Origin of the sequence: Serratia sp. CY71090 (assembly GCF_052166845.1) — a bacterium.
GTDB classification, from domain to species: domain Bacteria; phylum Pseudomonadota; class Gammaproteobacteria; order Enterobacterales; family Enterobacteriaceae; genus Serratia; species Serratia nematodiphila.
On the sequence record NZ_JBJNOA010000006.1, the window covers coordinates 87,156 to 99,172 of the forward strand.

The window sequence follows — 12,017 nt, forward strand, 5'->3', positions numbered from 1 at the left end:
TAATGTTGGATAAAAGGCAGAATTTCCCCTCTTCCCCTCACTTTCTTAGTTTAATCGCACCAACGGGCAATAATTGATCGATTGTTTTCGCAATCAGCCTTGGCGTTTTACCCACTAAACACGTTATCATCGAAACACGCGCAGTGCCCCCTATCCCCCAGCCTCAGGAGAGCAATATTTTGGATGCCAGCACCATTAACAGCTTGTTCGTCATCGGTGCCGTGCTGGTGGGAGCAAGCATTCTGCTCAGCTCATTTTCTTCCCGGCTCGGCATTCCGATCCTGGTGATCTTCCTGGCGATCGGCATGCTGGCCGGCGTCGATGGCCCCGGCGGCATCGTCTTCAGCAATTACCCGGTCGCTTATCTGGTCAGCAACCTCGCGTTGGCGGTGATCCTGCTCGACGGCGGCATGCGTACCCGGGTCAGCTCTTTCCGCGTCGCCCTGTGGCCGGCACTCTCTCTCGCCACCGTCGGCGTAGTGATCACCGCCGGCCTGACCGGCATGGCCGCCGCCTGGCTGTTCAATCTCGATCTGCTGCAGGGGCTGCTGATCGGCGCCATCATCGGTTCCACCGACGCCGCCGCGGTCTTCTCTCTTTTGGGGGGCAAAGGTTTGAACGAACGCGTCAGCGCCACGCTGGAGATCGAATCCGGCAGCAACGATCCGATGGCAGTGTTTCTCACCATCACGCTGATTGCGATGATCGCCGCCGGGGAAACCGCACTGAGCTGGACCTTCCCGCTGCATCTGATGCAGCAGTTCGGCATGGGCATCGTCTTCGGTCTGGGCGGCGGCTGGCTGCTGCTGACGCTGATCAACCACATCAAACTGGCGGACGGCCTCTATCCGCTGCTGGCGGTAAGCGGCGGTATTCTTATTTTCGCGCTGACCACCGCGCTGGACGGCAGCGGCATTCTGGCGGTGTATCTGTGCGGCCTGCTGCTGGGCAACCGGCCGATCCGCAACCGTCACGGCATCGTACAAACCTTCGATGGCCTCGCCTGGCTCAGCCAGATCGGCATGTTCCTGGTGCTCGGGCTGCTGCTCAACCCGCACGAGCTGCTGCCGATCGCCATCCCTGCCCTGCTGCTGTCGCTGTGGATGATCCTGTTCGCCCGCCCGCTGTCGGTGTTTATCGGCCTGCTGCCGTTCCGCAGCTTTACCCTGCGCGAGCGCGGCTTTATTTCCTGGGTCGGCCTGCGCGGCGCGGTGCCGGTGATCCTGGCGGTGTTCCCGATGATGGCCGGGCTGCCCAACGCCCAGCTGTTCTTCAACGTGGCGTTCTTCGTGGTGCTGGTCTCCCTGCTGCTGCAGGGCACCACACTGTCGTTCGCCGCCAAAAAAGCCAAGGTGATCGTGCCGCCGGCGCTGACGCCGATCTCCCGCGTTGGGCTGGACGTGCACCCGGAAAACCAATGGGAACAGTTCGTGTATCAGCTTTCGGCGGAAAACTGGTGCGTCGGCGCGGCGCTGCGCGAGCTGAAAATGCCGCCCAATACCCGCATCGCCGCCCTGTTCCGTGGCAAAGAGTTGCTGCACCCGAGCGGCAGCACCCGGCTGCGAGAGAACGATATTCTGTGCGTTATTGGCCATGAGCACGATCTGCCGATCCTCGGCAAGCTGTTCAGCCAGGCGCCGGCCGTGACGCTCGACGAACGCTTCTTCGGCGACTTTATCCTGCAATCCGACGCCCGTTTAAGCGACATCTCGCAGGTTTATGGTCTCAATCTGCAAGACGACGTCGACGAGCAGCAGACACTGGGGCAGTTCGTCATTCAGCTGATCGGCGGTGAACCGGTGATCGGCGACCAGGTGGAATGGGACGGCCTGACCTGGACCATTGCCGAAATGGACGGCAATCAAGTCAGCAAGATAGGCGTCCGAATCGTAACCGACTGACGCTACCGCGGGCGGCTTTACACGATGAGGGAACTTCTGGCCTTAAGAACGTTCTTAATCACTATCATGATGCATGAAATAGCGCGTCGCTGAACGATATCCCTTTGATATAAAAACCTAACAGCGGCGTCCACAGGGATTAAGGATGTGAACGGCAAGACTCGATTTCTTTCGGTGATGATGCTCATGGCGCTGGGCGTAGCGGCAGCCGATCTCAGCATCGCCGGTTTGGTCCATAGACTTTTAATTGGATAATTTCAACGTGACGCAGCAGGAACAAGAAAAAGACATTCTGGGGAAAATACTGGTGACGGTGTCCGCGCTTTGCCTGATTCTGGTGGCGGCGTTCCTGATCTGGGGATTCGTGCTGGATTGACGCCGCGCGACGCTCAGACATAAAAAAAAACCGCCGCGGCGGTTTTTTTTATGGGTCAGGCGATCAGATCTTGCAACCTTCGCAGTCCGCTTCGTCTTCGAGGAACTCGGGGACCTCTTTTACCTTCTGCGCCGCTTTTTCTTCGGCTTTCGCCAGTTCGGCATCGATATCAAAATCGAAAATATCATCACTCATCGCTTGGTCCTCGTTCTGCTTCGCGTTCAAACGCTGAGTATAATCGACAAGCCGCCGGCCGGAAACCTTTCAGTTTGCCGCCGCCAACTGAGGTGTCTCATCCTGCGGCTTTTTTCCGTAGGCCATGTCGTACACGTCGTAGAAGTCGATTTCGCCCTTGTTACCGATGATAACCCGCATCTTCTGTTTCAGCGCGGCGCCGATAGAGGGCTCATCCAGCAGTTGCTGCACCGCATAAGGCGACAGCGCACGGGTGAAGTACCACTCGCCGTTGTAGCAAACTCGCAGATCCAGCACCCCGATGTCCTCGAAGCGGTACACCGGCCGGATCTCGATCAGCAGCATGGCGAACATGAACAGCACGAAAGCGGTGAAGCCCAGGAAGGCATACATCCCCATGTACGGCACCTGATACATCACGGCGATCACCGCGAAATAACCGGCAAACATGGCAAGGCACAGATAGCGGTGAGTGCGGGCGAATTCGCTGTTGAAGCGCGGCTTGCCGTCCCGCCCTTCACGCCGATTGATCTGTTCAATCTCTTTAACCAAGATGCTTTTAATCGCGTCCATCGTTACAACCTTATGCTGGAAACAGCATTGCCATCAAATCTCACCGCTAAAAGTAACACAAGTACAGTTTTGCCGGGTAGATCAGTTAGCCAACTTAATGGCGGCAACTGTTATAGTTCGGCTTCAGCGCGGCTGGGCGGCTTTGCCTTGCGCAAACATGAACATGCGCTGGGCGACGTCGTCGGCCTGTTTGATTTTTTGCTTTTGCGGTTCGTTGCTGCGTTGAATGGCGCGGGCGTAAGCGATTTCATGGGCCTGATCGATCATCGCGATGATCCGGTCACGCTCGGTCTTCTCCATATTGCCCAACATGGTGGTGATAATCGCCTGGTAAGCGTTGGACGCGGCGCTCAGCGCTTTCTCTCTCGCCTCAAGGGCGGCGACGCGTTGCAAGAGCTCCTGCAGTTGCTCGGAGTGAGACATATCGACCTCCTGTTGCCGGGCAGCAAGCCTGCCTGATTACAGTTTAGCAAAGGATCGAAAGAGAAAGAGGAAGGAAAGCCAGCGGTTACGGTAAAGCACACCCGAAAATCCCAACGAGGAGCCGATAGTGCAAATCAACCCGGGTGCGCTTTACGATAAGCGCGGTGAGATGAAGGAAAGAAAGCTGGCGCGCTATGCAGGACTCGAACCCGCGTCTATCAATTTTCAAGCCAAAACAAGCCATTATAAAACCAATCACTCTGCCAACTGAGTTAATAGCGCGTTCCTTCGCTTCGGGGCGCCATTATCCATAACAACATTATGGACTCAAGCTTTTTCAGCATAATGCCCTGAATTTACAGATAAGTCTTAGGTTATCGATAGCGTTATGGCATTACGGCAGCTCAATAATCCGATAATCGCCGGCCATGAGCGGCTTGCACAAAATCTTGTAGCCATCGCTATCAAAATGGCTGGCCGCACTCTGGAGCCGCTGCGCCTGCGCCAGATTGCCGACCGAGCCCAGATAAAACCAATTGTGTATCACATGGTACTGACGCAGCGTCTCGCCCTGCTCCTCCAGCGCCACACGCCCGGCGAACGGCCAACAGGCGATGCGCAACTGCTCAAGCGCCGCGCTGAGCCGCAGAGCATGTTCCTGCGCCGACTCCAGGCCACAGCAGGCGCCGGCGCACTTGCGCAGGCTGTAACGGAAACAGGCTCGCCCGGCGGGCAGCTTGTCGATCCCCAGCTTGCCGTAACACAATCGATGCTCGTCGGCGATGGCGCGCAGCTTTTCCAGCGCGGCGTGGCGATTGGCAAACAGCCCGTAGAGATCGGGCGTGACGGCGAAGTCGATCTCTTTGGCGTGAGCAATCGTCACCGCATCAGCCTGTAAACGCAACGCGCACAGCTGCTTCGAGCGCCGCAGGCGTTTGTTGAACAGCGGCTGTTGTTGTTTGATCAACTGCGCCTCCAGCAGCAGTGCCCCCAACTCGCCGGCGGTCTCGACAAAGCTGATACGCCGGGTTTGGCGCAGCATTTTTGCCTCCTCCTGCGCGCGAAAATGCGCCATCACCCGGCTGCGTATATTGACGCTTTTACCGATGTAAAGCGGCAGGCTTTCGCTCTCGCCGTGGAACATATAGACGCCGGGGCCCTTGGGCAACGGTGCCAGGCAGGCGCGCAGGTGCTCCGGGTATTGATAAATGTCGAGTTCCGGCTCGAGGCGGTTTGGCATCATGGCGGTGGTATTATCCTGCTGATGAATGAGCACTGGTTTTTTACCCAGTATAACGCCCAACGCAGCCGGTTGCACACCCGGCGGATAATAACTCACCGTGATCTTTAGCGGGAAAGCCTTTACTATCCCCTTTCCAGCGGGAAAGCGCCTCACGTTTAGCGCCAGTTCAAGCTGGCGCTGCCATGATGGCAGACTGGAACCGCCGCTTTTATCGTTATGGAAAACCTGGGTATGTCATCACTGAAACTCCCCTCCCGCCGTCTGGCGTTGATCGCCGCCATCGTTTTCATCGCCGTCGCCGTCGCGCTGGCCATCTTTTGGCAACGCCCGCCGCAGCAGGATTACGTTACCGCGCCGGCCCGCCTGGGCGATATCGAAAACGCCGTGCTGGCCACCGGGCGGCTGGATGCCATCGAACGCGTCAACGTCGGCGCCCGCGTCTCCGGCGAAGTCAAATCGCTGAAGGTCAAGCTGGGCGATCGCGTCACCAAAGGGCAACCGATCGCCGACATCGACGATCAGCAACAGCGCAACGATCTGCGCAACGCCGAGGCGGCGCTGAACGTAGTCAAAGCCAATATGTTAGCCAAACAGGCCTTGCTGAAACAGGCGGAGTCGCGTTTCAAACGCCAGCGCCGCATGCTGAACGACGAAGCCAGTTCGCGGGAAGACTTCGAAACCGCCGAAGCCTCACTCGCCACCACTCGCGCCGATCTGCAGGCGCTCAATGCGCAGTTGGTGCAATCGCAGATCGAAGTCGACAAGAAAAAAATCGATCTGGGCTATACCCGCGTGGTCGCGCCGATGGACGGCATCGTCATCGCCGTGGTGACGCAGCAGGGGCAAACGGTCAACTCCAGCCAAAGCGCGCCGACCATCGTCAAGCTGGCGCGGTTGGATATGATGACCATCAAGGCGCAGATCTCCGAAGCCGACATCACCCGCATTTCACCGGGGCAAAAGGCGTACTTCACGATTTTCTCCGATCCGGATAAACGGTACGACGCCACGCTGCGCACCATCGAGCTGGCGCCGGAATCGGTGATGAAAGACGACTCGCTCGCCGGCACCAGCTCCGCGTCTGGTTCCGGCACCTCGAACGCCTCGGTTTATTACAACGCGCTGCTGGACGTACCCAACCCGGAGAACCGCCTGCGCATCGCCATGACCGCGCAGGTTTCCTTACTGCTCGGCGACGCGAAGAACACCCTGCTGGTGCCGATCCAGGCGGTGCATAAAACCGAAGGAAAAGTGCAGCAGGTGCAGGTGCTGACTCCGGATCAGCGGCTGGAAACGCGCGAAGTGACCACCGGCATCACCAACAACGTCGATATTCAGATCCTCAGCGGCCTGAAAGCCGGTGAAACCGTGGTGCTGTCGCAGCCCGCCGCCAAGTCGGCTGAGGATGGCATCTTCCTGTGAACGCGATCATCGAGCTAAAAGGCATCAGTCGAACCTACACCAACGGCGGTCAGGCGCTGACGGTGTTGAAAGACATCGATTTGACCATCGCCGCCGGCGAGCTGGTGGCGATCATCGGCGCCTCGGGTTCCGGCAAATCGACGCTGATGAACATCATGGGCTGCCTCGACGTGCCGGATCGCGGCGACTACTACATCAGCGGCCAGAACGCCGCCCACCTGTCGCCGGACGAACTGGCCCGCCTGCGCCGCGAGCATATCGGCTTTATCTTCCAGCGTTACCACCTGATGCCCGATCTCAGCGCGCTGGGCAACGTCGAAATTCCGGCCATCTACGCCAACGCCCGGCGCGATCAGCGGCGGCTGCGGGCGGCGCAACTGCTGGCGCGGTTAGGCCTGGAGGGTCGCGAAGACCACAAGCCCGGCCAGCTTTCCGGCGGCCAGCAGCAGCGCGTCAGCATCGCCCGCTCGCTGATCAACGGCGGCGAAATTATCCTGGCGGACGAACCGACCGGCGCGCTGGACACCCAATCCGGCCAGGAAGTGCTGGCGATCCTGAGCGAGCTGAATCAGCGCGGCCACACCGTGGTTATCGTGACCCACGATATGAACGTGGCGCAGCATGCGCACCGCGTCATCGAGCTGCGAGACGGCGAGATCATCGCTGACAGCGGCCGCCAATCGGCGCCCGCCGCCGCGCTGTCGCCGCCGAACCGCAGTCGGCAAAGCGGCTGGCAAAGCCTGATTGACCGCACCCGCGAATCGCTGCACATGGCGCTAAAAGCGATGAACGCCCACCGCCTGCGCACCGCGCTGACCATGACCGGGATTATCTTCGGCATCGCCGCCGTGGTTACGGTGGTGGCGCTGGGCGAAGGCGCCAAGCAGCGCACGCTGGAGAATATCAAGGGGCTCGGCACCAACGTGGTGAGCATCTATCCGGGGCGCGACTTCTTCGACGACGCCATCGACAGCATCCGCACCCTGGTGCCGGCCGACGCCGACGCCCTGGCGCAACAAAGCTTCGTCGACAGCGTCAGCCCGGAGGTCAGCGCGTCCGACAGCATCCGTTTTCGCAGCAAATCCGCCACCGCCTCGATCACCGGCGTCGGGCGCGACTATTTCCGCGTCAACGGCATCACGCTGGTGCAAGGCGCCACCTTCCGCGACGATCGCAACGCGCTGCAGGAAGTGATCATCGACGACAACGCGCGCCAGGCGCTGTTCGGCGATTTTGGCGTCGAGCCGCTCGGCCAGATCGTGTTTCTCGGCTCGGTGCCGGCGCGGGTGGTCGGCGTCGCCAAAAGCGAACGCAACTATGCGCCTAACCGCATCAGCGTCTGGATGCCCTACAGCACGGTGATGTACCGTATGGTCGGCAAGACCACGCTCGGCGGCATCACCGTGCGCCTGAAGGACGACGTCGCCAGCGAAGCCGCCGTCAGCGCCATCACGCAGTTGCTGACCCAACGCCATGGCGTCAAGGATTTCATGACGTTCAACCGCGATCAGTTCCGTAAATCGATCGAGCGCACCTCGATGACGCTCAGCCTGCTGATCCTGATGGTGGCCTCGATCTCGCTGGTGATCGGCAGCCTGGGCGTGATGAACATCATGCTGGTCTCGGTAACCGAGCGCACCCACGAGATCGGCGTGCGCATGGCGGTCGGCGCGCGGCGCGGCGATATCATGCAACAGTTCATGATCGAGGCGGTGCTGGTCTGTCTGATCGGCGGCATTTTGGGCATCGCGCTGTCGTTCGCCGCCGGTTCGCTGTTCACCACGCTGGCGGGCGGCATGTTCACCGCCATCTATTCCTGGCAAGCCGCCGCGACGGCGTTTTTCTGTTCAACCTTAATCGGCATGATCTTCGGTTATCTCCCCGCCCGTAAAGCGGCAAGGATGGATCCGGTCGTTTCATTGGCCAGCGAGTAACCCATGAAAATTCTCTCTCCCCTGGCGTTAAGCCTCGCCGCCCTGCTCACCACCGGCTGCGGCAACGCCCTGAAAAGCGACTACCGGGCGCCGCAGATCAACTATCCTGCAGGGTGGCAGCACACCGCTGAAAACGCCACGCCGACGCCGTTCGACTGGCGTGATTTCCACGATCCTGAACTCGAGCGCTGGCTGCAACAGGTGATGGCCAGCAACAACGATCTGGCCACCGCCGTGCTGCGCGTCTACCGCGCGCGGCTCGAGGCGGAACGCGTCGGCATCAGCACCGCGCCTGACGTCAGCGCCTCGTTGAACAGCGGCATCAATCGCCCGCTGTCGGCATCCTCCGCCTGGAATAAAACCAGCGGCGCGACGCTCTCTACGAGCTATGAAGTCGATCTGTGGGGTAAACTGGCGCGCCAGCGCGATGCCGCCGAGTGGGCCAGCCAGGCTTCCGAGCAGGATCTGCAAACGGCGCGCCTGACGCTGCTGGCCGACGCCGCCACGAATTACTGGCGCATCGGCTTCCTCAATCAGCAGATCGACGTCAGCCGGGCGAGCATCGCCTATGCCAAAACGACGCTACGGCTGGCCAACGCCCGTTATCAGGCCGGCAGCATCTCGGCGCTGGACGTGGTGAACGCGGAGCAAAGCTTGCTGACGCAGGAAAGCCGACTGCTGGCGTTGCAGCACGAACGCCAACAGGCGCAGAACGAACAGGCGGTGCTGCTGGGTGCGCCTTCGGGCCAGGCCACTATCGCGCCCGCACGCCTGCCGACGGCGGCGATGCCGCAGATCAACACCGGCATTCCCGCCAGCGTCTTGAGCCGCCGCCCGGATCTCAGCGCTAAAGAGCTGCGGTTGCGCGCCGCCCTGGCCAACGTCGACGAGAAACGGCTGCAATACTATCCCGCGTTCAGCCTGACCGGCTCGCTGGGTGCCAGCAGCAGCGCGCTGCTGGAATTCCTGCGCAACCCGACGGGCAGCCTCGGCGCCGGCCTGACGCTGCCGTTCCTGCAGTGGCGGCAAATGGGCGTGGAGATCAAGATCGCCCGCAACGATTATGAACAGCAGGTGCTGGCGTTCAAACAGGCGCTGTACAAGGCGATGGGCGATGTGAACAACGCCCTGTCATTGCGTACGCAGCTGCTGGCGCAGGAGACGCAGTTGCGCGCTTCATTGGCGCTGGCGCGCAAATCGGAGCGGCTGAACGAGGTGCGCTACCGGCAGGGTGCCGTCACCATTACCGACTGGCTAAACGCTCAGGAGCAACGCCGTCAGGCGGAACTGGCGGTAGACGAAAACCGCTTCGCGCAGTACCAGAACCTGGCGAAAATCTATCTGGAGTTCGGCGGTTCGTCGGCGCCCTAATCCAAACTGCCTGGCCAGTTGGTCAGGCGTTTTTTTAGCGACGAACACATCAATTTTTCCTGTTTTATCTCCCGTACTCTCTATACTTGAAACATCATCAATCAGACGAAAAACCGTCAAATAGAACAATTATTAGACTATTCTCGCACCAAATCGGTGCAAATACTTAAGTTAAACTGCTGAATTTGATCGCCGCAAGATATAACGTTAAGCTATAGATGCAAAATAATTAGTCACCTGAATGACATAACCTTGGCATAAACGACGATATTTTGTGATCCACATCCCAACTTAAATGTGGATAATGAATCGTTTTGAATCGCGATTCGATTAGCCGATTTGATAACTCGAAAACAACAGTGAACGGAGATGACGCTTTCACGAACAACGAATAATTCATTAAGGGATGATTATATGAAGTTAAGAAAAAAACGACATAAACCGATGCACATTAACGACATCACCATCATCGATGACAGCAAACTCAAGAAGGCGATCACCGCGGCGGCCCTGGGCAACGCGATGGAGTGGTTCGACTTCGGCGTATACGGCTTTGTCGCCTATGCGCTTGGCCAGGTCTTCTTCCCCGGCGCCTCTCCCGGCGTGCAAATGATCGCCGCGCTGGCGACCTTCTCCGTGCCCTTCCTTGTGCGTCCGCTCGGCGGCCTGTTCTTCGGCGCTATGGGCGACAAGTTCGGCCGGCAAAAAGTTCTCTCGGTCACCATTATCATCATGGCGGTCAGCACCTTCTGTATCGGCCTGATCCCATCCTATGCGTCGATCGGCATCTGGGCCCCGATCCTGCTGCTGCTGGCCAAACTGGCGCAGGGCTTCTCCGTCGGCGGTGAATATTCCGGCGCGGCGATCTTCGTCGCCGAGTACTCGCCGGACCGCAAACGCGGGTTTATGGGGAGCTGGCTGGATTTCGGCTCCATCGCCGGCTTTGTGATGGGCGCAGGCGTAGTGGTGCTGATCTCCAGCATCGTCGGCGAAGCCAACTTCCTCGACTGGGGCTGGCGCATTCCGTTCTTCATCGCCGCGCCGCTGGGCCTGATCGGTCTCTATCTGCGCCATGCGCTGGAAGAAACCCCGGCGTTCCAGCAGCACGTGGATAAGATGGAGAAAGAGGATCGCAACGCCATCGAAAATCCGCCGAAAACCTCGTTCAAAGAGATCGCGGCCAAACACTGGAAAAGTTTGCTGGTGTGCGTCGGTATCGTGATTTCCACCAACGTGACCTATTACATGCTGTTGACCTACATGCCGAGTTACCTGTCGCATAACCTGCACTACTCGGAGGATCACGGCGTTCTGATCATCATCGCCATCATGATCGGCATGCTGTTCGTGCAGCCGGTGATCGGCCTGACCAGCGACCGTATCGGCCGTAAGCCGTTCATCATCGGCGGCAGCATCGGCCTGTTGGCGCTGGCGATCCCGTGCTTCATTTTGATCAACAGCAACGTCATCGGCCTGATCTTCGTCGGTCTGCTGGTGCTGGCGGTCCTGCTCAACTCCTTCACCGGGGTGATGGCCTCGATTCTGCCGGCAATGTTCCCGACGCACATCCGCTACAGCGCGCTGGCGATTTCGTTCAACATTTCGGTACTGATCGCCGGTGCAACACCGACCGTCGCTGCCTGGCTGGTCGAAGCGACCGGCAACCTGTACATGCCGGCCTACTACCTGATGGTTGTGGCGGTGATCGGTCTTATCACCGGTCTGTACATGAAAGAGACCGCCAACAAGCCGCTGCGCGGCGCGACACCGGCCGCTTCTGACCGTACCGAAGCGAAAGAACTGCTGCAGGAGACCTACGACAACATCGAACAGAAAGTCGAGGACATCAACGCGCAGATCGCCGAGCTGGAAAAGAAAAAGCAGATCCTGATAGACCAGCACCCCAAGCTGGACTGATCGCCGCTGAAAGCCACCCGTTTGGGTGGCTTTTTTACTTTGATTTCAAAAGAAATAATGCGCAGCGCATTTTTATGACAATCAGGATTGGTGGTACGTTTTGCCGCACACTCTTTATTGATGAAGAACATGATCATGAGCAAAATGAACCTTCCCATCATCATCGGTATCCTGGTGATGCTGACCCTGTGGCTCGGCGCGCTTTTCAACATTGGCGATATCACCTTCAGCATTTCACGTCTGTTTCACTGGATTGAAAGCCAACGCGGCTAACCCGACGACGCCGCAGGCGGTGGGAAACTTCGGCTATGATTGATAGACGTTACGCCATTTTCCGAGACTGTCGCTCGCGATAAAGAGGACCGCATCATGACCGACTATGAGTTCTACAATCAGATCCTGACCCGCCTGGCCGCCAATCACCCCGGCACGCTGGATGAAAAAACCTACGAACTGTGGAAGCAGGACGCCACCAGCCCGCACGCCTTCGCCGATCCCTTCGCCTATCTTAAAACCAAGGGGCTGATACAAGCCTATGTGATGAGCGACATCGACGAGAACAACTATGATATCGATCCGCACCAAACGCGGATCACCACCGCCGGTCTCGAGTTCATACGCAACGGCGGGTTTAAGTAAGCAACAAAAAACCGCCGGGCGGC

At 58.8% G+C, this 12,017-nt stretch carries 12 protein-coding genes and 1 tRNA gene; 8 read left to right on the forward strand and 5 right to left on the reverse strand.

Translation table 11 applies throughout. From position 1 onward, the window contains the following. Window positions 1-179: 179 nt before the first annotated feature. Both ACJ8OK_RS12835 and ACJ8OK_RS12840 read left to right on the forward strand, forming a co-directional pair. Complete coding sequence (locus ACJ8OK_RS12835; protein WP_015377414.1) at window positions 180-1,901, forward strand: potassium/proton antiporter; 1,722 nt, start codon at window positions 180-182, stop codon at window positions 1,899-1,901. A gap of 247 nt (window positions 1,902-2,148) precedes the next feature. Next, the gene (locus tag ACJ8OK_RS12840; RefSeq protein WP_016928228.1) at window positions 2,149-2,277 is read left to right on the forward strand and encodes a hypothetical protein; all 129 of its coding nucleotides are present in this window, start codon (window positions 2,149-2,151) and stop codon (window positions 2,275-2,277) included. A 63-nt stretch (window positions 2,278-2,340) separates the two neighbouring features. Here the strand turns inward: ACJ8OK_RS12840 and ACJ8OK_RS12845 are convergent, their stop codons facing one another. The 5 genes from ACJ8OK_RS12845 to cho all read right to left on the reverse strand — a co-directional run bounded on the left by ACJ8OK_RS12845 (window position 2,341) and on the right by cho (window position 4,711). After that, window positions 2,341-2,472, reverse strand: a complete 132-nt coding sequence (locus ACJ8OK_RS12845; RefSeq protein WP_015377413.1) for a hypothetical protein — start codon at window positions 2,470-2,472, stop codon at window positions 2,341-2,343. Window positions 2,473-2,541: 69 nt separating this feature from the next. Beyond that, on the reverse strand, window positions 2,542-3,045 hold the full coding sequence (locus ACJ8OK_RS12850; protein WP_048322850.1) for a YlaC family protein: 504 nt from the start codon (window positions 3,043-3,045) through the stop codon (window positions 2,542-2,544). Window positions 3,046-3,168: 123 nt separating this feature from the next. Beyond that, window positions 3,169-3,468 carry a sigma-S stabilization anti-adapter protein IraP gene (locus ACJ8OK_RS12855; protein WP_016928230.1) on the reverse strand — a complete coding sequence of 100 codons (300 nt, stop codon included), beginning with the start codon at window positions 3,466-3,468 and terminating at the stop codon, window positions 3,169-3,171. 185 nt (window positions 3,469-3,653) lie between these two features. Continuing rightward, window positions 3,654-3,750 (reverse strand) — tRNA-OTHER (locus ACJ8OK_RS12860). A 112-nt stretch (window positions 3,751-3,862) separates the two neighbouring features. Then, window positions 3,863-4,711 (reverse strand): excinuclease Cho, encoded by an 849-nt coding sequence (gene cho, locus ACJ8OK_RS12865; RefSeq protein WP_033633378.1) that lies wholly within the window; start codon window positions 4,709-4,711, stop codon window positions 3,863-3,865. A 216-nt stretch (window positions 4,712-4,927) separates the two neighbouring features. Between cho and ACJ8OK_RS12870 the strand changes: the two genes are divergently transcribed. From ACJ8OK_RS12870 to ACJ8OK_RS12895, 6 genes are all read left to right on the forward strand, one after another. After that, window positions 4,928-6,133, forward strand: a complete 1,206-nt coding sequence (locus ACJ8OK_RS12870; protein WP_261440653.1) for an efflux RND transporter periplasmic adaptor subunit — start codon at window positions 4,928-4,930, stop codon at window positions 6,131-6,133. Further along, window positions 6,130-8,067, forward strand: a complete 1,938-nt coding sequence (locus ACJ8OK_RS12875; protein WP_048322846.1) for a MacB family efflux pump subunit — start codon at window positions 6,130-6,132, stop codon at window positions 8,065-8,067. Before ACJ8OK_RS12870 ends, ACJ8OK_RS12875 begins: the two co-directional genes overlap by 4 nt. 3 nt (window positions 8,068-8,070) lie before the next feature. Continuing rightward, the gene (locus ACJ8OK_RS12880) at window positions 8,071-9,438 is read left to right on the forward strand and encodes a TolC family protein (RefSeq protein WP_442530621.1); all 1,368 of its coding nucleotides are present in this window, start codon (window positions 8,071-8,073) and stop codon (window positions 9,436-9,438) included. A gap of 414 nt (window positions 9,439-9,852) precedes the next feature. Beyond that, window positions 9,853-11,355 (forward strand): glycine betaine/L-proline transporter ProP, encoded by a 1,503-nt coding sequence (proP, locus tag ACJ8OK_RS12885; protein WP_015377406.1) that lies wholly within the window; start codon window positions 9,853-9,855, stop codon window positions 11,353-11,355. A gap of 135 nt (window positions 11,356-11,490) precedes the next feature. After that, window positions 11,491-11,628, forward strand: coding sequence for a hypothetical protein (locus ACJ8OK_RS12890; protein WP_162180462.1), 138 nt, complete (start codon window positions 11,491-11,493; stop codon window positions 11,626-11,628). Between the two features lie 96 nt (window positions 11,629-11,724). Next, window positions 11,725-11,994, forward strand: a complete 270-nt coding sequence (locus tag ACJ8OK_RS12895) for a hypothetical protein (RefSeq protein ID WP_033633383.1) — start codon at window positions 11,725-11,727, stop codon at window positions 11,992-11,994. The last annotated feature ends 23 nt before the right edge of the window (window positions 11,995-12,017 follow it).